The sequence below is a fragment of the Photobacterium ganghwense genome, assembly GCF_003025595.1.
Taxonomy (GTDB): domain Bacteria; phylum Pseudomonadota; class Gammaproteobacteria; order Enterobacterales; family Vibrionaceae; genus Photobacterium; species Photobacterium ganghwense.
Genome location: NZ_PYMI01000002.1, coordinates 180,355 through 200,780, shown reverse-complemented (window position 1 = coordinate 200,780; position 20,426 = coordinate 180,355). Strand labels below are relative to the sequence as shown.

General features: G+C 53.3%; 12 protein-coding genes. 6 read left to right on the top strand and 6 right to left on the bottom strand.

The window, feature by feature from the left end:
• Positions 1-26: 26 nt before the first annotated feature.
• A complete protein-coding gene (locus C9I92_RS06765; protein WP_047884985.1) occupies positions 27-1,001 on the bottom strand; it encodes a ParB/RepB/Spo0J family partition protein in 975 nt (324 codons plus the stop codon).
• An 8-nt stretch (positions 1,002-1,009) separates the two neighbouring features.
• Positions 1,010-2,224, bottom strand: a complete 1,215-nt coding sequence (locus C9I92_RS06760) for a ParA family protein (protein WP_047884986.1) — start codon at positions 2,222-2,224, stop codon at positions 1,010-1,012.
• Between the two features lie 1,515 nt (positions 2,225-3,739).
• Here C9I92_RS06760 and C9I92_RS06755 point away from each other — a divergent pair.
• The 5 genes from C9I92_RS06755 to C9I92_RS06735 all read left to right on the top strand — a co-directional run bounded on the left by C9I92_RS06755 (position 3,740) and on the right by C9I92_RS06735 (position 14,857).
• Entirely contained in the window at positions 3,740-5,740 is a 2,001-nt protein-coding gene (locus tag C9I92_RS06755; RefSeq protein ID WP_047884987.1) for a replication initiator protein RctB domain-containing protein, read from the top strand.
• Between the two features lie 131 nt (positions 5,741-5,871).
• Positions 5,872-8,163, top strand: a complete 2,292-nt coding sequence (locus tag C9I92_RS06750) for a patatin-like phospholipase family protein (protein WP_053061802.1) — start codon at positions 5,872-5,874, stop codon at positions 8,161-8,163.
• A 506-nt stretch (positions 8,164-8,669) separates the two neighbouring features.
• Positions 8,670-9,746, top strand: a complete 1,077-nt coding sequence (locus C9I92_RS06745) for an efflux RND transporter periplasmic adaptor subunit (protein ID WP_242551934.1) — start codon at positions 8,670-8,672, stop codon at positions 9,744-9,746.
• On the top strand, positions 9,746-12,865 hold the full coding sequence (locus C9I92_RS06740) for an efflux RND transporter permease subunit (protein WP_047884989.1): 3,120 nt from the start codon (positions 9,746-9,748) through the stop codon (positions 12,863-12,865). Before C9I92_RS06745 ends, C9I92_RS06740 begins: the two co-directional genes overlap by 1 nt.
• Before the next feature lie 984 nt (positions 12,866-13,849).
• Positions 13,850-14,857: a substrate-binding domain-containing protein gene (locus C9I92_RS06735; RefSeq protein WP_047884990.1), complete on the top strand. Its 1,008-nt coding sequence runs from the start codon at positions 13,850-13,852 to the stop codon at positions 14,855-14,857.
• Between the two features lie 200 nt (positions 14,858-15,057).
• Here the strand turns inward: C9I92_RS06735 and C9I92_RS06730 are convergent, their stop codons facing one another.
• The 3 genes from C9I92_RS06730 to C9I92_RS06720 are packed head-to-tail and all read right to left on the bottom strand — an operon-like array spanning position 15,058 to position 18,047.
• Positions 15,058-15,699, bottom strand: a complete 642-nt coding sequence (locus C9I92_RS06730) for a bifunctional 4-hydroxy-2-oxoglutarate aldolase/2-dehydro-3-deoxy-phosphogluconate aldolase (protein ID WP_047884991.1) — start codon at positions 15,697-15,699, stop codon at positions 15,058-15,060.
• Positions 15,700-15,711: 12 nt separating this feature from the next.
• Positions 15,712-17,541 carry a phosphogluconate dehydratase gene (gene edd, locus C9I92_RS06725; protein WP_047884992.1) on the bottom strand — a complete coding sequence of 610 codons (1,830 nt, stop codon included), beginning with the start codon at positions 17,539-17,541 and terminating at the stop codon, positions 15,712-15,714.
• Complete coding sequence (locus C9I92_RS06720) at positions 17,538-18,047, bottom strand: gluconokinase (RefSeq protein WP_047884993.1); 510 nt, start codon at positions 18,045-18,047, stop codon at positions 17,538-17,540. Before C9I92_RS06720 ends, edd begins: the two co-directional genes overlap by 4 nt.
• Positions 18,048-18,210: 163 nt before the next feature.
• Between C9I92_RS06720 and C9I92_RS06715 the strand changes: the two genes are divergently transcribed.
• The gene (locus tag C9I92_RS06715) at positions 18,211-19,587 is read left to right on the top strand and encodes a GntP family permease (protein ID WP_047884994.1); all 1,377 of its coding nucleotides are present in this window, start codon (positions 18,211-18,213) and stop codon (positions 19,585-19,587) included.
• A gap of 145 nt (positions 19,588-19,732) precedes the next feature.
• On the opposite strand, the gene yieH is transcribed toward C9I92_RS06715, so the two are convergent.
• The gene (gene yieH / locus C9I92_RS06710) at positions 19,733-20,398 is read right to left on the bottom strand and encodes a 6-phosphogluconate phosphatase (protein WP_047885156.1); all 666 of its coding nucleotides are present in this window, start codon (positions 20,396-20,398) and stop codon (positions 19,733-19,735) included.
• Positions 20,399-20,426 lie beyond the last annotated feature (28 nt).

Here is a 20,426-nt window from a genome sequence, read left to right as displayed (position 1 = left end):
CACGCTATTGAGCGTGGTTTTACTGATTACTTCAGGTAGTCTGCCAGATAGGCCAGAATGTCGTCAGCCTGACGTTCGGTCAGCTTTTTCAGCTTAAGCTGCAGCTTGTCGCCTTCACGGAGGTAAGAAATTTTACCTTTCACCAACTCCAACGGCTGAGGCTTTTCAATCACCATTTTTGGCTTCAGAGTCTCACCCAGTTGCTCCAGATGGTTAGTCACCTCGCGGGTGATCCGGGTAATACCGGAAGCATCAATGGTTTTCCAAAGTGCTGCTTTACCATTGTTAAGCTCACCAACAAACGCTTGCTGCTGGTGTTCACTTAGACCAAAGAATAGACGGTGCAGCTTCACAATGGTCGGGCGGCCCAGCTCACTGACACTCGGATACGCCATCAGCAGTTCCATCGGTAGCGATGCCGCTTTCAGTGCCCCACTCACCAGAGCCTCGCTACACTGACAATATTTGGCCAGCTCTTTCTGATCCGACACTTTGCCAGATTCCAGCAACGCCTGCATCTCTTTGCCGCGCTCATACAGCGACAGCGGCTTGTGTGCGTTCGCAACATCGGACAGGAACTTAGCATGTTCACTGTTGATGCCTTTGCCGACGTAAATAAGGAAGTCTTTTTCAGCCAGAATACACGACATCCGACGGCGGCTACCGTCAAGCACTTCGATTCTGCCATCATCCAACCATCGGCCGACAGCCGGGTATTGCTGCCCTCGCTCTTTTAGCGTAGACAGAATATCAGCCAGCGCATGCTCCGTCAGGAAGGCTTGTTCACGGGCATTTTCTTCAAATACCTGTGTTTTTTCCGCAACCTCACCAGCACCGATTTTTACCAGTTCAAACGCAACGGTCTCTTCGCCGGCCACGGCCAATTCAATCACCGCGGCTTTATCACGCGCCGCAGTCTGTGCTTCTGTCGGCGTCGTTGCCCGACGTTTATCGGCTTTGCCGAACAGACGAGCATTAAGATCTTTCGTTTTGATTGCCATCTGTTAATTTACTCCCGGTTCAGATTCGCCCAATGGCTATGCATCACACGTTCCAGCTCAAGACCAACACGCTGAATCGCTTCCTGGGCGGTTGACAGGGTTTTCTTCCCCCCTTCAAATTCTGCGGCCGTCAGGTCAAACACCGTACTGTAAGTGTCTGCGCACGTTTCAAACGCGCGGCTACGCGGCACGGTCGCCATCATAACCTGATCACGCAACAGGTAATTCATCTCCGTCAGCACTGAGACCTGTTTCTTATTGTCATCTTCAAACATAGTCGGCATCAGACGAATAAACTCCAGGCCGTGCCAGTCTTCAGGGAACATCTCGTAAACGGTTGGCAAGTGCTGGAAAAAGTTCACCGTTGACGCCCAGTCCAAACGCTTGGCGGCACACGGAATAATCAGAGCATTCGATGCGTACATGGCGTTCCAGACCAGCGGATCAATGTGCGGGCCGGTATCGATCATAATGATGTCGAACTCATCGGAGATGGGATCAATCACCTGCTCTTTCAGCAGACGGACAATATTCAGATCCTGATTTTCAGCCAAATCCTGCCACGCATCAGCATTAAACATGGCATCTTCAGGGAACGCTGCAATGGTCTTAAGGTTCGGGTACTGAGTCGGCATGACGACATTCCCCATCAAAAACGCTTTATCGATCGCCTGATTTTCAGGCACGTTACCTAACATGACATCGACCGCTGAATAAATCGTTTCCTGATCACCAATACTGATCTGCGGATTCAGAAACAAACGCAGCGACCCCTGCGGGTCGAGGTCAATCAGACAAATTCGGTAACGTTTGTCCAGATCGAGAGCCAGACAGGCAGCCAGGTGTACCGCAGTCATCGATTTTCCGGTGCCACCTTTTTGGTTCTGCACATTAACAATCCATGGCTTACGACCGGCACCTTCGCGCTGATAAAACGCCGGTTTCTTTGCGGCATCCATCAACTGATGCGCTTCTTCCAGCGTAATGGAATAGTGATTAGCATTGTTTTTGGTAAACTGATGGCCCGCTTTCTCCATTCTGGAAATCGCATCATCCAGTTTCCGTCGGGTCAGGCCAGAGCGACTTTCCATCAAGGCCTTTGACATCGGAGGGAACATTTCCTCACGACGTTCTTCCAACACGATTTCAATACGGTCAGCTTGTACCTGCTTCGTTTGCTCCGCAATGTTGAGCAAATTTTCTATCGTCTGTTCCCTGTTCATCGTCTTATTATTCGCTTTGTAAGTTTTTGACTTATTGTACAGCAAAACAACACCAAAACAATAAAAAGCTGAACGACACTGTGTGATATTTATCTCAGCAGAAAGGGAAACAATGAGCAAAAAACTACCAACACCAAGAACAAATTACACGAAAATTCCAGCAGATTCGTTCGTTAGAAACTTCAGATTAAAAGTGTTACAGCGTCACTATTTTACAATGTAAATTTTGCTCATTGACGAAGTTAAGGGCTGAGTGGATAGGATTACACCGGAAGCGTATTAATCTTCGCTTGAATTACGGTAAGTGTATTTTCAATTTAACACAACCAACCTAAAGCGCGGTTGGCTAACAGCATTCATTCGGGCAGGGCAGGGCAGGCGAGATTGGCATCACCTGAAATACTGACCAACCAGTAATCAACTCACGGATACACAATGCAGATAACCGGCAGTACTTTCAGGCTGTTAACAGTCAGTTCCCCGCCGGGAGTCTTCCGCTACTCACAGATTTCAGGATGATCACCCGGCGTTTGTTATTCGCTCAATCTAACGATCATCCTGAAATCCATGCTAAATAGCCCCAATAGCAGGATTCAGACGACACTAACTTGCTTTGATCATGCGGATACTTGATCATCTTTCCTAAGCTGTGGCCTAAGATCTGAAACAATGATCAAGGAATCATCTGGCCAAATTTACACCGCAACCGGATTCCGGACGTCATTGCTCAATAGGGAAAAATGATCAAGGTGAGATCCTCATTAAAGGCAACGCTTAAAGATCCCCCGGAAGCATGTAAAAAGGAGACTAAACTACGGTAAATGTAGAACTGACAAGGCTTTCAGAGACATAAAGCCTGCTAAAAATAGTCGCACACCAGTACAAAGCAGGGTACCACGAGGAAATTGAAATGCAGTTCTTATCACTTGATCATGTTTCCTTACCGGACACATGACAATTTGCCAGATAACTACGGCCACTGTCATTTCAACTTTGGTTGAAAAAGCAGCGCTTTACGACCTCAAAAAAGAAAATATCCGTGTTTTTACATTCATCTGCTCTCTACTTGATCATTTTTCTGGGTAAAATGAAGCACCTAAAGCGGGATTGGCTTCTTTCCCACGCTGAAATCTTATCGTTAGAGAGCACCGCTTGTGGATAACCCTGTGCGTAACCTGTTCTACAACGATGATCATGCTTGCTGGCAACTGATGATCATCGTTACGATGTGATAATGATCATGGTTCCGACGCCACATTGATCATTGATACGAGACCTTAATGATCATGCTTCCCTGATGCCATTGATCATGGTTCCGTCTAGCACTTTTTTTATGTCTTTTAATATTAGACACTTACAAGCAATCCGCCGCCCAGATCATAAGATCACTTAAACAATAAGATCAGATAAATCATAAAGATCAGTTGTAGAAACTTTTCATAAAAAGCACTTTCTTTCTTGATCTTTTTTCGTTAATCTTTTCCGGAAAAATGATGCATCTACGGCTAATGACAAATGAATTCAGTACCTGTACCGGAAAATAATCACACTGAAAAAATCCTGATCTCCGCCCCTCGATCTCATAAAGACGGTCATCTTTTTGCGATACCTGGCAACTTGGTTGACTGGTTACCGCAGTATCAGCACTTTAAAGGGGTGACAAAAAGCATCATTGAGCTGCTGAATTTAATTTCCCTGCGTGGCCTGTCCAGTCAAGATGGCATGGTTTCAACAACCGAGCTGGTTGAGGCGACAGAAGGTCAGCTAACCCGTGCCGCTATCCAGCAGCGCTTGCGTGCCGCCGTCAATATCGGGTTGTTTAAACAACAACCTGTTCGTTTTGAAGAGGGTTTAGCCGGTAAAACGATGCTGCATCATTTTATCAACCCGGCCCTGCTGATCTCCCAACTGGGTTCAGGCAGCCTGAATTCAGAGCAGAGTAAAGCCAAGGAAAAACAGAAACGCTCCAAGGCACTGGCTCAAAACCATATCAATCGTGCTTTGTTGAGCGAACACGGTCTTGGCACACCACCGACTATGCCGGATGAAGCGGATCAAATCGTGGTTTCTCCCACCAGCTGGGCAGGGATCATTGACCAAGCTTTGGCCCCGCCACGCACCAAGAAAAGTTATCAGAAGTCGATGGTTGCGATCAGCGGCACGAAAGCGATCATCGAAACACGATCGTCCAAATCGATTATGACGGTCGACGATCTCATGACGCTGTTTGCCCTGTTTACCCTGACTGTGCAGTATCACGATCATCATATCGCTGACTACGAGCTGCAGGCGCGGACAATGGCCAATAAAACGCCGGTATACATTACCGATATTCTGGCTCTGCGAGGTAAGAAGGACAGCGGTCCGGCGCGTGATTCTATCCGAGAGAGTATTGATCGCATTGAGTTCACCGATTTCCAGTTACACGAGTTGACCGGTCGTTGGCTGAGTGAAAACATGCCGGAAGGCTTTAAAAGTGATCGTTTCCGCTTTCTGGCACGCACCATCACCGCATCCGAGGAAGCGCCGAAAGAAGGGGATGACGGCGAGATCCGTATCAAGCCTAATCTCTACATTCTGGTCTGGGAGCCATCGTTCTTTGATGAGCTGCTCACCCGGGATTATTTCTTCCTGTTTCCACCAGAAATTCTGCGTCAGCATACGCTGGTGTTCCAGCTCTATACCTTTTTCCGGAGCCGGATGTCACGCCGGGTTAATGATTCCATGTTGCTGAGCGAGCTGAACCAGAAACTGGCTCGAAATATTGAATGGCGTCGTTTCTCGTCTGACTTGATCCGTGAATTGCGCAAGCTGGCTGAGGGCAAGATCACTGACGATATGTTTGCGGTCAACTTGTGGGGCTATCATCTGACGATCACCCCGCATGAGCGTGACAAGCGCTATAGCGATTACCAGATCGATATTCGGTGTGATGCTGATGAGGTGATTCGTTATTCTCGCGCCAAAACGACCAACGAGGGTAAGCGTTCCATGGCGCCGACGATGCCGAACCCGTTGCGCAATGAGATCCTGCCCAAGCAGGAGCTTGATCAGCTTTCCGAGATTATTGACGGTGAATTTGAGCCGATCCAGCGTAAAGAGGGCCGCAGTAAGGGCCGTTTAGGACGCCGGGTGAAGTTGCGTAAGCATTTGGTCGAAATCAATGCCGATGAGCTGACAATCACTCTGTCGAAATATACGTCGCCGGAGGCACTACAGCGCAGTATTACCGCATTGTCGGCGATGACCGGTCATTCGATCGCGGCTATCAGCGAAGAGTGTCATGCCCTGCTGGAAAAGTTGGACTGGATTCGTGTTGGTGGGGATGCGATGCCTTATGAAACCTTAAGTAAGACCATCGAGCTCTACAACAATCAGCAGGATGAGCGTCATCTGTCCATTGAGCGTCTGATCTCGGGCCTGGCTGTGCGCCGTAAGGTGTGTAAGTTGGTGTTTGAGGGACATTACAACGAACAGGTCATGACCGCGCTTGATGATATGGCACGTGGGATCTGAGGTCGTTACCGCTCTCGGCGTTATCTGAAACCGGCATTCTGCCGGTTTTTATTTCCCTGACAGAATACGCAATAAACCGTGCTAGGATGCGTTCTATTGCAAGATTTGTAGTTGAATCTAAAGGAATTATGATGAGCTGGCAGAGAGCGTTACAGCGACGTACCTCACTGGTAGTGGTGTCTCTGGTCTGTTGGCTGGGGACTGGAAGTGAGGCCGTGGCAAGTGAGACGGCGTCAGCACGACCGAAAGTGGGGGTTGTCCTCAGCGGCGGCGGTGCCAAAGGTGCTGCCCACATTGGCGTGCTGTCTGTGCTGGAGGAGTACCGGATCCCGGTAGATGTGATCACTGGGACCAGCATGGGGGCATATGTCGGTGGTATGTATGCCATGGGGCTGTCGGCGGAAGAAGTCCACCGTCGCACCATGCAGGCTGACTGGCTGAGTGGTTACAATGACCGGGTCGGACGCAATGATCTGGTGCTGCGTCGTAAACAGCAGAATGACAATTATCCGATTTATGCCGACATCGGCCTGGATATTGACGGTGAATACCGGGCCCGCCCGGGGGCGTTTCAGGGGCAGGGCATGGCTACTCTGCTGGGTCAGTTGACAGACAACCTCCCGCGGTTGCCCAGCTTCAATCAGCTGGCAATCCCATACCGGGCTGTGGCAACCGATATTGTCCATGTCAAGCCTGTGATTCTGAGTAAGGGCCACCTGGCAACGGCGATGCAAGCATCCATGACCGTGCCGGGCGCATTGCAGCCGGTACGGATCGATGATCAAGTGTTGGTCGATGGCGGGATCGTTAACAATATGCCCGTAGATGCCGCGCAGGCGTTGGGCGCTGAGGTGATCATCGCTGTGGATCTGCGCGATGCCTTGTTTGGCGAACAGCAGTTGAACAGCGCCCTCAATATCATCGGTCAGCTGACCACCTACATGACTAACTCCAATTCTGACTTGCAGATGCAACGCCTGGATGATGAGGACGTCTATCTCCAGCCGGATGTGAGCTTTATGCTGGCACCGGACTTCGACAAAATGGAGCAGGCGTACCAGGCCGGCCGATCCGTGGCACTGAAATCGCTCCCTAAATTGCTGCGCTACCAGCTGTCTGAGCCGGAATACCGCAATTACCTTCGGCGCAAGCTGGATCGGCGCAGTCAGCTCGTGGCCAGCTCGGCTTATTACATCGATAAGATTGCTATTAACAATCATACCCGCCGCTCTGATGAGGCCTTACGTGCCCTGATGGAGCTGAAGGCCGGGCGCGTTATCGCATCGCACGAGCTGGATGATGCCGTTAAGCGGCTGAACAGTCAGGATATCTTTGAACGGATCACCTACCAGATTGATCGTCAGGATGATCAGAACGTGTTGATCATGGATGTGCGCGAGAAAAGCTGGGGACCGGGGTACCTTAACCTCAAGCTGTCCTTTGAGGATGATTTTGCGAACCGCTCTGATTTTTCTTTTGGTACCCAATACCTCTACACTGACCTGACCGAAAAAGGCGGAGAATGGCAGTTTGACTGGCTGCTCGGGAGCTGGAAACTGATTAACTCCAGCTTGTATTTCCCGCTTGATTATCGCAAGAAGACCTATTTTTCGGTTGGGGCAGGCTGGCAGCATGAGGTCCGCGAGTTTCGGCTGTCGGAAGAGCAGGGCGATTTGATCGATCGTCTGGGGGGCGCGGTACTGGAAACCGAGTATGAGAATTACCATGGGTTTGCCGAATTTGGCTGGAACCTGCGTCCTTGGAGCGCGTTGGCGTTGGGTTATCGGTACAGTAAGGGACGGGCGTCTGAAGTCAGCGACCTGAACGAGCAGACCTATCATTCGAATGGTCCGTACCTGCAATTCAAATATGATGATCTGGACAATTCCTTTTTCCCGCGTGAGGGCACGCGTTTTGAGATGACGTTCGGGCTGGGGGATATCAGCAGCCAGCTAAATGATGATCCGAGAATTGACAGTGACAGCCTGCACTATGATGCAACGCTGATTGCCCCGTTCAGTTATGACCGGCATAGCCTGGTTTCTATTGTTCGCTACGCTGGCAGTGAATCGGATGAGTTGCTGCCGGTATATGCCCAGGATCTGGGCGGGCTGTTTAATTTGTCCGGGTATCATCGCTATGAACTCAATGGCCGCTACCGGGCGTTCGCAGGGCTGGTGTACAGTTACCGGCTACTGGATAACAATTTCGGTGCCTTGTCTATACCTGTGTACATCGGGGCTTCGTTAGAGCGGGGCAACGTGTGGGATCAGGCGGACTTAATCAGCTGGGAGAGCAGCATTGGCGCGGCCAGTCTGTTTATGGGACTGGATACCCCACTGGGCCCGGTCTACCTGGCATACGGTCAGGCTGAAGGGGGCGAGAATGCGGTCTACTTTACGCTGGGTGGCACATTTTATTGATTTGCATCGATAAAATATCACTCATTCAGTGTGATTTTTAGTCACAATAGGGGTTGTATTTGAAGATTAGAACACGAAAAAATGGAACTAAGAACACAGTGTAAGAATTATTGTCACTGTTCCTGACATTTTCTTGACATCAAGGTTAGATTTCCCGGCACAATAGGAAGTGGATATAACCTTTGTCCCTTTCGATGAGATGGGTAGTTGACCGTCATGGAGGTCGGGAACTTACCTTGTCACCCTCTCGAAATGCAATATATGAGTTATTTTGCGAGCCATCGACCGGCTCGCTTTTTTTTGCCTGCCGTCAGGTTCACTTCCTGCTTTCCTGCTTCTTCCCGTTATTCCGATGTCTTCGATTCGACACATGCACTGTTATCGTTTCTGGGACGCCCTGAACCTGCGTACGTCAGATCCTATCCCTATCTATAATCAATTGAAGACGGAGCAAGATTTCTCATTGTGACCTGGAACAAGGTCAATCCAACTTTTTGGGGGCGAGAGTGCGACTGACAGGGCTCATGATTGGCGTTGTGTTACTTGGCGCGGTGGTAGCCGGGGTCTGGTACAAGGAATATTATGCCGGCGCGCAGACAAATTCGCGAAGCGCTATCACGCCGACAGTGGTGGTCAGCGAAGTGGTGCGAAAACCGGTGCGCCAGCAAGTGGAAGCTCTGGGTACGGTGAAATCCCGAGAGTCGGTTGTGCTGACCGCCAAAGTGACCGAGAAGGTTGAACAAGTACACTTTCAGGATGGCCAGCAAGCTAAAGCCGGTCAGTTGCTGGTGACCCTATTCTCCGGCGAGCAGAGCGCCAAGGTCAGAGCCGCCCGTGCCAACCTGCAGGAGCAGCAGCGTGAATACCGGCGGATAGAAGGGCTGGTTCGGCGCAACACCATCGCCAGTTCGGAGCTGGACAAGCTGTATACCGATATCGAGGTTGCGAAGGCCGTGTTGGCTCAGAACGAAGCGGAGCTGGATGCCCGTTTTATCCGGGCACCGTTCAGCGGGGTTCTGGGTTTCCGCCAGATTAGTCCAGGAGCGCTGGTGACCCCCGGGACTGTCCTGACAACCCTCGACGATATTGCCACGGTTAAGTTGGATTTTTCGATCCCTGAAGTGTTTCTCGGCAAGCTGTCGCTCGGCACCCGTATTGAAGGGCAGGCGGCGGCTTTCAGTGAGCAGCTGTTTTCCGGTCTCGTGACCAGCATCGACAGCCGGATTAACCCGCAGACCCGCTCTGTTACTGTCCGGGCTGAGATTGCCAACCCCGGGCTGCGGCTGCGTCCCGGGATGCTGATGACCCTCCAGCTGATTCTGGCTGAACACCAAGGGCTGGTGGTACCCGAAGAAGCGCTGGTGCCTCGTCAGCAGGCTCACTATCTGTTTGTGGTCGAGCCGGATGGCACCGTGTCGCAACGGCTGGTGGAAGTCGGGTTCCGGCGGCGGGGTGAGGTTGAGATTGTCAGTGGCGCTCGGGAAGGGGAGCAGGTAATCACCCGTGGTAGCCAGCGGGTGCGTCCTGGCCAGACGGTTGAGATCCGTCAGCAGGAGCAGTTTACCTATCGGGAGGCAGGCTGATGTGGTTGTCGGATATGGCTGTTCGCCGACCGGTACTGGGGTCGGTGATAAGCCTGTTGCTGATCGTGTTTGGCCTGGTGGCGTTTGAACGTCTGCCACTGCGTGAATACCCGGATATCGACCCACCGGTCGTGACCATCTCCACCAGCTATCGGGGAGCCTCTGCCGCTATAGTCGAAACCAAAATTACCCAGCTGGTTGAAGACCGGGTGTCGGGTATTGCCGGTATCCGGGCGATAGATTCCCAGAGCATGGATGGCCAGTCGACAGTGTCGCTGGAGTTTTCAATCGGGCGGGACATTGATGCGGCAGCCAATGATGTCCGGGACCGGGTGTCTGGGATCCTCAGTGATCTGCCACCGGAAGCAGACCCGCCGGAAGTGGAGAAGGCTGCCGCCAGTTCGGAAGTGATCATGTGGCTAAATGTGGTCTCAGACCGGATGAACACGCTGGAGCTGACGGATTATGCTCAGCGGTATCTGGTTGATCGTTTCTCGGTGATTGACGGGGTCGCCAATATCCGGGTCGGGGGCGGTAAAGCGTATGCACTGAGAATTTGGTTGGATCGCCAGAAGTTGGCAGCGCGCAGCCTGACTGTGTCTGATGTCGAAGATGCGCTGCGTGACGACAATGTCGAGTTACCTGCCGGTGCGCTCGAATCGGAAAACCGCCAGTTTACCGTACGAACCCGGCGGGCCTTTGTTGAACCGTCAGATTTTGCCCGTCTGGTTATCGGTGAGGGGGAAAACGGCTACCTGATCCGACTTGGGGATGTTGCCCGGGTTGAGCTGGCCGCAGAAGAAGAGCGCATCACTTTTCGCGGCAATACCCAGGAGATGATTGGGTTGGGCATTACCCGTCAATCGACGGCGAATACCCTGGAGGTCGCCAATGCCGCCAACGCGCTGGTCGACAAGCTCAACCCGACCCTGCCGGACGGCATGGAAATTAAGCGCTCCTATGACTCCTCCGTGTTTATTCAGGCCTCCATCGATGAAGTGTACAAAACCCTGGTGATCGCCCTGATTCTGGTGATTGCGGTGATTTTCCTGTTCCTTGGCAGCCTGCGTGCCATGCTGATCCCTGCGGTGACGCTGCCGGTCGCGTTGATTGGCGCGTTTATCGTGCTGTATGCGCTGGGGTATACCCTCAACCTTCTGACACTCCTGGCGTTGATTCTGGCAATCGGTATTGTGGTCGATGACGCGATCGTCATGCTAGAGAATATCCACCGTCGTATTGCTACCGGTGAACCGCCCCTCAAAGCGGCGTTTCTGGGCGCGAAGCAGGTCAGCTTCGCCATTATTGCCACCACCGTCGTGCTGGTCGCCGTGTTTCTTCCAATTGGCTTTCTGGAAGGAGATTTGGGCAAGCTGTTCCGCGAGTTCTCGATAGCTATCAGTGCGGCTGTGATTTTGTCATCGCTGGTGGCCCTGACACTGAGCCCGATGATGGCTTCAAAGCTGATGACCCCGATTGCGGACGAACCCTGGCTGGTCAGGGTCACTGGCCAGGCGCTGGCATCCCTGACCGGAGCTTACCGGACTTCGCTGGCGGTCTGGCTGCATCGGCCCGCACTCATTGTGGCTGGCTTGGTGCTGATCATGCTTGCCAGTGGTTGGCTCACCAGCCGTATTCCGTCTGAGTTTGCCCCACGGGAAGATCGCGGGGCCATGTTTATCATTGTGAACGGTCCTCCCGGTGCCAGCTACGCCTATATGCAGCCTTACATGAATGAAGTTGAGCACCGGCTGATGCCGTTGGTGGAAAGCGGAGAGATCAAACGCTTGCTGATCCGTGCGCCAAGGGGATGGGGACGCATTTCAGATTTTTCCAACGGTTTTGCCATTGTGGTACTGGAAGACTGGGGTAAACGTCGTGATGCTGGTGCCATCATTGCCGATATCCGTCAGCGGCTGGGGGATCTTGCCGGTATCACCGCTTTCCCGGTGATGCGCCAGCCTTTTGGGCGCGGGGTGGGAAAACCGGTGCAGTTTGTACTGGGGGGCGGTAGTTACGAAGAGCTGGCGGCGTGGCGGGATCTTATACTGGATGCCGCCGCGGCAAACCCGGGGCTAACCGGCTTGGATCATGACTATAAAGAAACCCAGCCACAGCTCGGGGTGGAGATAGATCAGGATCGGGCCGGTGATCTTGGCGTCTCACTCAGTGAAATCGGTCAGACCCTGGAATCGATGCTCGGATCTCGTCAGGTCACGACCTATACCTGGCAGGGGGAAGAGTATGACGTCGTTATCGAAGGGCAGCGTGAGCGTCAGAATACTGCGGAGGATCTGGCCAATTTGTATGTCCGGTCTCAGCGTACCGATGAGCTCATTCCGCTGTCCAGTTTGATCCGTGTCCGGGAAATGGCCGATGCTCAGCAGCTCAACCGCTTTAACCGGGTTCGCTCGATTACCCTGGAAGCCAATCTGGCGGACGGTTATCCGCTGGGAGAGGCGCTGGATTACTTAAATGGGCTGGTGCGCCAGTATTTGCCGCCTGACGCCGTGGTGAATTACAAGGGCGCATCGAAAGACTATCAGGATTCCAGCACCTCTTCGGTGTTTGTGTTTGCCCTGGCGCTGATCGTGGTGTTTTTAGTTCTGGCTGCTCAGTTCGAAAGTTACGTTCATCCGTTTGTGATTATGCTGACCGTGCCACTGGCGACGTTCGGGGCATTACTCGGCCTCTATTTCACCGGGCAGAGCCTTAACATCTATTCCCAAATTGGGATCATCATGCTCATCGGGCTGGCGGCCAAAAACGGAATTTTGATTGTGGAGTTTGCCAATCAGCTGCGGGATCAGGGCGTGGCTTTTGAAGAAGCGATTTTGGATGCGTCTGCCGAGCGGCTGCGACCCATCCTGATGACGGCGATCACCACAGTAGCCGGTGCCATTCCGCTGATTCTGGCAACCGGTGCTGGTGCGGAAACCCGGATGGTGATTGGCATCGTCGTCCTGTGTGGAATCAGCCTGGCAACCCTGTTTACGCTGGTGGTGATCCCGGTGATGTATAGCCTGCTGGCTCGCGGTACGCAAAGTCCGCAGTACGTCACTCGACAGCTTCAGAAACAGTTGGCGCAGGAAACCTCACCCTCTGATGCATCCCCCTAACGCTGGTGTCACGACTCTGACAGAGGGTTAAGGGGTGTTTTTCTGGCTAACCGGAATCCCTGTCGCGCGCAGCTCTTGCCACATTTTGTCGGCAAGCCGGTTGAACTCAGCAAATCCCATCGGGCGTCCCGTCTGAAGGGATCCTGTCTGAAGGTATCGGGAAACGGAGTGGGAATGACTGGGGGCGCATGACACGCGGTTAACTGGAAATGTGTGTTTCATTACTGCTCACTTGTGACTGCGGCTCATTTGGCGGCCATGGTTTCCGGGAACTGATTATTCGGGGTGACTGTGACTGCTGTGTGGCAGTTCCGTGACACATCTATAGTGCAGCCACCTGTCGTTGGATGAACGCGCTAGGGGCAAGGTTGCGAGTGAGCCTGTTGCATTAAGGTTTAAGGTTAAGGTGTCGCTGTGGCGAGTTACCTTACAACAAGTGACTCTCGGATGGTTTTTAGGAGGGTAATGATGATTCAGGATCTGGAAGCAAGGCCCCTGGAAGAGTGATTAAGGCATGAGGATCCTGGAACAATGATCAAGGTGCAGTGATCAAAATTATGATCAAGACGCCTTGTTCAAGTGCGATGGTTCAAGGAGCTTTGATTTGGAAGCCATGCCAGGATGCCAAGATCAGGGGGCGGTATAGGCGGTGATCGGATTGTTGGTGAGTGGGGTAGGCTGCCCGGTTCATTGTGCTAATCGCGGATCTTATCCTTGATCATCGTTGCGGGAAATGGAGTCTCACTGCCTGCATTTGGACGCTTTTTTCATTCTCTTATGGGAGAGAGGTCGAGTCAGACGCTGATGTAGGTGAGGATGGCTGTCAGTTGCGTGTGCCGGGAGTGCTTTATCTTGGACAGATGTTCGTCAAAGAAGCGGTAAGTCGGTGCGTTCAGGAGAACGCAATCGGTTGGCCGAGGAAAAAAGCTGACATTCCAATAACAAAGCGCTATGTTACACGTAACATTCTGGCTGGAACTAAAGATGACAGAGCAACGAAAACGCCGTCCGACCCTGAAAGATATTGCTGAGCGGGTGGGGGTAACCAAAATGACCGTCAGTCGCTACCTGCGTGACCCGAGTACCGTGGCGGCGGCTACCCGGGAGAAAATAGCGTTGGCTGTCGATGAGATGGGCTACGTGCCAAGCCGGGCCCCGGATATTCTGTCTAATTCCACCAGCAAGGCGATCGGCATCCTGATTCCCTCGTTATCCAACCAGGTGTTTGCTGCACTGGCGCAGGGAATTGAATCGGTTACCCGTCCAGCCGGCTACCAGACTCTGATTGCCCACTACGGCTACTCGCCGGAAGAAGAAGAAAAGAAAGTAGCTTCGCTGCTGTCATACCATGTTGATGGCTTGATTCTGACCGAAGGGCGCCATTCCCCGCAAACACTGAAAATGATCAAGGCGGCCGGTATCCCGGTGGTTGAAACCATGGATATCCCGCAAGAGCCGATCGATATGGTGGTGGGGCTGGATCACCGCGCAGCGGCCAACGCGATGGTTGAAGCCATGCTGGCGCGCGGCAAAAGCCGGATACTGTATGTCGGAGCTCGTCTGGACGTGCGTACCCGCCTACGGATGGAAGGCTATGCTCAGGCAATGGAGGCTCATGGCCTGGAACCTCGCTATGTACTGACGGAAAAGCATTCCAGTTTTACCCAAGGACGCGAGTTATTGGATGAGGCTCTGGTACAGTACCCGGATGCCGATGGCCTGTTTTGCACCAATGACGATGTCGCGGTTGGGGCTTTGCTGCGGTGTCAGCAGCGAGGGATTGCCGTTCCGGCCCAGATCGCTATTGCGGGATATAACGCGTTGGATATTGGGCAGTCGGTTTCACCGGCCCTGGCCAGTGTCGAAACGCCGCGTGAGGTGATGGGGATTAGAGCGGCCGAAATGTTGCTGGCCAGACTGGGGGGGGACGAGGATGCTGCCCGTTTTAACGATGTCGGATTTACAGTGTTAATTGGGGAAAGTATCGGCTGACAAGCAGTCGGTTTTCGATGGCTCTCTGCCAGTAAAAAGATCGTTTTTTCAATGATAAGCCGCCCTGCTGTGATAGGCAGCAGGGCGGCTTATTTTGTTTTTGCGATTGGCAATTAGATACGAGTCATGAGCTACTGGCTGATTGGTTCGCGCAAGTGGTCGATTAGCATCAATTGCTTGAAAGTGAAAGCGCCTGAGGCTTATTTGGTCGTCAACGCCATGGCTTCCTGTGACAGGCGGGTGACTTCATCCCATTGACCATGCTTAATCGCGTCTTTAGGCAGCATCCAGGATCCGCCAACGGTGGCAACACATGTCACCGCCAGGTAGTCAGCAGCATTGCCCGGGCTGATACCGCCGGTCGGACAGAATCGTGCCTGAGGCAGCGGCGCGGCAATGGCGGCCAGTGCTTTGGCACCGCCGTTGGCTTCTGCCGGGAAAAATTTCAGGTGGTCGTAGCCAGCGTCCAGGGCCTGCATGACTTCTGATGGTGTGCTGACCCCTGGGATCAGCGGAGCTGTGCCCAGTTTGGCATGGGCCAGAAGCGCAGGTGTCATTCCCGGAGAAATCACAAATTTCGCACCGGCGGCTACAGCGGCATCGTACTGGGCACAGGTCAGCACGGTGCCAGCGCCGACCATGGCATCTGGCATTGCTGTTGCGATCCGGGCAATGGCCTCCAGTGCGACAGGTGTACGCAGGGTAATTTCAAACACTGTAATGCCACCATCCTGCAGGGCCTTGGCCATTGGCAGTGCATCCTCGAGATTGTCGATCACCATGACCGGTACAACCGGTGAGGCGGAGAAAACGGCTTGAGGGCTGATATTCCAGTTGTTCATGTAATGAGTTCCTTAGTAAAAGATCGTCGCACCGGTTTCGGCACTTGAGACATTGCTGCGCATCAGGGCAAACAGATCACGTCCCCAGGTTTGTTGTTCGGTTTCCGTATCAACATTGGCAGGCTCTCGCCCGCTTAGGTCAACCAGGCATTCCAGCGTGCCGCTGTCCGCATCCAGACGCAGGGGATCGCCATCACGCAGGCGACCGATGGCGCCACCACGAACCGCTTCCGGGGTGACATGGATGGCGGCGGGAATTTTTCCTGATGCGCCGGACAGGCGGCCATCGGTGACCAGCGCAACCTTAAAGCCGGATTTTTGCAGGTTGCCGAGAATCGGCATCAGCTTGTGCAGTTCGGGCATCCCGTTGGCGGCCGGCCCGCTGTGGGTGACCACTACAATCGCATCCTGATTGAGCTCACCCCTGTGATAGGCTCGCTCCACGTCATGCTGGCTGGTAAAGACTTTGGCCGGTGCTTCAATAAGCCGCTGGTTGTCCGCCACAGCAGAAATTTTGATGACTGAACGGCCCAGATTACCGCGCAATACCTTGAGGCCACCAGTGACCTGGAATTGTTCGCCACGGGCGGCAAGCACGGACGGGCGTGAGCTGGCACCGACAGGTTTCCATTTCAGTTGGTCGTCAATCAGCTGTGGTACAGTTAGGTAATCTTGCATGGTGCCGAACACCGGAGTCGCATCTAGGTGGATCAACCCGGATTCGGCCAGCCTTGCCATCAGGCCGGGTACGCCACCTGCCTGCTGGAAGGCGTTCACATCTTCTGGGCCGTTAGGGTACATACGTACCAGTAACGGTACCACATCTGACAGATCGCTGAGGTCGTCCCAGGTCAGCACCAATCCCGCCGCGCGCGCCACCGCAACCATATGAATGCTGTGATTGGTGCTGCCGCCAGAGGCCAGCAGGGCCACCAGCCCATTGACCAGGCTTTTGGCATCAACCACTTGGCTGAGTGGACGGTAAGCACCGGAACTCGGTGTCATGGCGGCAATCCGGCGCGCGGCTTCTTCGGTCAGTGCCTGTCGCAGCGGATCGCTCGGATGAATAAATGCGGAACCCGGCAGCATCAGCCCCATAGCTTCAAACACCAGTTGATTGGTGTTGGCTGTACCGTAAAAGGTGCAGGTTCCGGCTGAGTGATAAGCGTTACACTCCATTTCCAGCAGGGCGTCTTTACCGACTTCTCCGGCAGCATATTGCTGGCGGACACTGACTTTTTCTTCGTTGGTGATTCCGCTGCTCATGGGCCCGGCTGGGACGAAGGCGGTAGGCAGGTGGCCATAAGCCAGCGCGCCCATTAACTGCCCCGGGGCAATTTTATCGCAAATGCCCAGTAGCAGGGTGGCATCAAATGCATTGTGGCTGAGTGACAGGGCGGTGGCCTGTGCAATCAGATCCCTCGAAAACAGTGACATATCCATACCTGGCTGGCCCTGGGTAATGCCGTCACACATGGCGGGCACGCAACCGGCGACTTGGGCGGTATGACCATCCCGTCCGACCGCGGCTTTGATTTGCCGAGGGTAATCCTGATAAGGATGATGAGCGCTGAGCATGTCGTTGTAGGCGCTGATGATGCCGATGTTGGCACGGGTCATATCCAGCAGCTGTGCTTTTTCCTGCTGGCAGCTGGCTGCAACAGTGTGCGCCAGGTTGCCACATGACAGTGAGCTGCGACCTTTACCTTCCTGTGCCTGTTGTGCCGTGCGGGCTAGCCACACCGCGCGAGTGGCCTGACTGCGCGCCTCGATCCGCTCAGTGACTTGTTGAACAACGTCGTGAACGGCCGGTTTTTGCTGCGGTGTTGTTGGGGAACTCATGCCAGCGCCTCCAAGGCATGAATAGCCTGCTCAACCACTTCTTCAATGCTGCCGTCGATGGAGACTGTGACCACATCCGGCTCTGCATCGGGACGTTCTAACGTGGCAAACTGGCTGTTGACCATGCTTTCGCGCATGAAGTGGCCTTTACGCGCTTTCATGCGGGCCATGATCATGTCTCTGTCGCCATCAAGGAAAACGAAACGCACTGACTGGTTACCGTCACGGATTTGATCCCGGTACTGGCGTTTCAGCGCAGAACAGACGATCACGCCGGTTTCATTCTTGTTTTCCAGGCTATAAGCCGCGTCACGGATCCGAATCAGCCACGGGGCGCGATCGTCATCGTTCAGCGGGGTACCACTGGCCATTTTTTGGATATTGGCACGAGGATGCAGATCATCACCGTCAATAAATTTGGCGTTGAGGACTTGGGCAATGCGTTCACCAACAGTGGATTTACCGCTGCCGCATACGCCCATCACGATAATGCTCTTACCTGCCATTTTTCTACCTCTATCTCATTTTTGAAGTTTGGCTTGCGTCTTGGCTTGTAACTTAGCATGTTACCGGTAACATGTTACCGGTAACTATGAACTTTGTGAAGTTTCCCACAATAATCAGAGTCGCGGGATAGCGGCGTAACATGAATAAATAAAAGGTACTCCTATGAACTCTATAGCCAATACACCGGATCCGGCATATTTGCTATCAGTGGCTGCTGCAGCCATAGCCTTATTACTGTTATTAATCATGCGGTTAAAAGTTCATGCTTTTATCGCGCTCACCGTGGTCAGTTTGCTGACGGCGATGGCCACCGGGGTGGCTGTCGACAAAGTTGTGCCGACCATGCTGTCTGGCTTTGGTGGCACACTGGCGTCGGTCGCGTTACTGGTCGGCCTGGGCACCATGATTGGCCGTATCCTGGAAATCACCGGAGGTGCTCAGGTGTTGGCCGAAACCCTGATTGGGCGTTTTGGTGCTCATCGGGCCCCACTGGCGCTGGGGATAGCCTCACTGTTGTTCGGTTTTCCGATTTTCTTTGATGCCGGGCTGATTGTGATGATGCCAATCCTGTTCAGCGTCGCGAAACAATTTGGGGGGTCTACCCTGAAATACGCCCTGCCGGCGGCCGGTGCGTTCGCGGTCATGCATGCCTTTTTGCCGCCCCATCCGGGTCCTGTAGCGGCAGGTGAGCTGCTGAATGCCAATATCGGCCTGCTGACGATTGTGGGTCTGCTGGTGGCGATTCCAACCTGGTACCTTGGGGCCTACCTGTATGGGCAATGGGCCGGACAGCGCTTTGTTCTGCCGTTGCCACAGGCTTTCCTGTCGGCACAGGCGCAAATTGATGAGAAGAATAAACCGTCATTCAAAGTTGTTATGGGGATCCTCCTGCTGCCACTGGTGCTGATTTTCATGAACACTGGCCTTAATACCCTGGCCGTCACCGGCACGGTTAACAGCGATGCTGGTTGGGTCAATGTACTGCAGATGCTGGGTAAAACGCCGATTGCGCTGCTGATCACTCTGCTGGTTTGCCTGGCGGTGTTTGCCAAAGACTACGGCATGGCAAGGCTTGAGAAAATGTGCGGCGAATCACTGGCGCCGATTTGTGCGGTGATACTCGTGACCGGTGCCGGCGGCATGTTCGGTGGGGTGCTGCGTGCCAGCGGAATTGGTGATGCTTTGTCACAACTTCTGGCAGATACCGGTATGCCGGTGATTCTGGCGGCCTTCCTGATATCAACGGCACTTCGGGTGGCTCAGGGCTCGGCAACGGTTGCCTTGACGACGACCGCCGGGCTCATTGCACCGACAGTGGCAGCAACCGTGGGACTGACTGAGTTTGACTTGTGTTTTATCGTGATTGCGATCGCCGCAGGGGCGACTGTGCTGTCGCACTTCAATGACTCAGGTTTCTGGTTGGTTGGTCGCCTGCTGGAAATGGATGAGAAAACCACGCTGAAAACCTGGACGGTGATGGAAACATTGCTCGGGACCATCGCGTTTGTAATTGTCGCGACATTGAGTGTGTTCCTCTGACAAGCACTCCTGCGAGTGCAATCCTGTCGACGTGAAAAAGCAGTAAGACTTTTCAGTACAGATAACGCCGGGCATCACAGCCCGGCGTTTTTGTTTGTCTTGTACGCTGCGGTGCGGAACAAAGATGCTTTCAGAACGGCTCTCTTCAGGCCGGCTCAATATGCCTGAGCAGATCCGGCATGGTTGTCAGTGGTGTGACAAGCGGGTGGTCGATGTGCGGCGTATTGGCGCACGCCGTGAAATGAAAGGTCGGAATGTCAGCATTGATACCGGCCTGCACACCCTTGAGAGTATCATCGACAAATACACAATCCTGTAACCGGTAACCCATATTCATAGCGGCAAAGTGGATCAGATCCGGGTCAGGTTTCCAGCTGCAGGCTTCAAAGCCGCTGAACAGCTTGCCTTCAAAGTAGGGAAGTAGGTTAGTCAGGCTCAGGGTATGTTCCATTTTGTGCACCGGGCCATTTGACGCGATACACATATCAATCCCCTGCTTGTGGAGCGTCGCCAGTAATTCGGGGACACCGGGAATGGGCTTGAGATGCTGTTCAAACAGCTGACGGCATTCTTCACGGTACATTGGCTCGAGAACATCAATTGGCGTTCGTACTCCGGTTCGGGACCGGGTTGCCGCTAGAATATCGACAATCTTTCCACCCTGAAAATGCTGCAGGCATTCCTGAAGGGTCAGGTGTCCGCCAAGCCGTGAGAAAATATTAACCAGTGCCTGATTACACAGGATTTCACTGTCCACTAACGTGCCATCGCAGTCAAAAATCACGCAACGTGTTCTGAATTTGCTGTTCATCGTATGTCCCTGCTGCTGCATCCTCCAT

Excerpts from the sequence above, each read along its gene's own strand:
- C9I92_RS06755 (WP_047884987.1), top strand. The coding sequence starts at position 3,740 with ATGAATTCAGTACCTGTACCGGAAAATAATCACACTGAAAAAATCCTG.
- C9I92_RS06735 (WP_047884990.1), top strand. The coding sequence starts at position 13,850 with ATGACAGAGCAACGAAAACGCCGTCCGACCCTGAAAGATATTGCTGAG.
- C9I92_RS06715 (WP_047884994.1), top strand. The coding sequence starts at position 18,211 with ATGAACTCTATAGCCAATACACCGGATCCGGCATATTTGCTATCAGTG.
- C9I92_RS06720 (WP_047884993.1), bottom strand. The coding sequence starts at position 18,047 with ATGGCAGGTAAGAGCATTATCGTGATGGGCGTATGCGGCAGCGGTAAA.
- C9I92_RS06740 (WP_047884989.1), top strand. The coding sequence starts at position 9,746 with ATGTGGTTGTCGGATATGGCTGTTCGCCGACCGGTACTGGGGTCGGTG.
- C9I92_RS06730 (WP_047884991.1), bottom strand. The coding sequence starts at position 15,699 with ATGAACAACTGGAATATCAGCCCTCAAGCCGTTTTCTCCGCCTCACCG.
- yieH (WP_047885156.1), bottom strand. The coding sequence starts at position 20,398 with ATGAACAGCAAATTCAGAACACGTTGCGTGATTTTTGACTGCGATGGC.
- C9I92_RS06765 (WP_047884985.1), bottom strand. The coding sequence starts at position 1,001 with ATGGCAATCAAAACGAAAGATCTTAATGCTCGTCTGTTCGGCAAAGCC.
- C9I92_RS06750 (WP_053061802.1), top strand. The coding sequence starts at position 5,872 with ATGAGCTGGCAGAGAGCGTTACAGCGACGTACCTCACTGGTAGTGGTG.
- C9I92_RS06760 (WP_047884986.1), bottom strand. The coding sequence starts at position 2,224 with ATGAACAGGGAACAGACGATAGAAAATTTGCTCAACATTGCGGAGCAA.
- edd (WP_047884992.1), bottom strand. The coding sequence starts at position 17,541 with ATGAGTTCCCCAACAACACCGCAGCAAAAACCGGCCGTTCACGACGTT.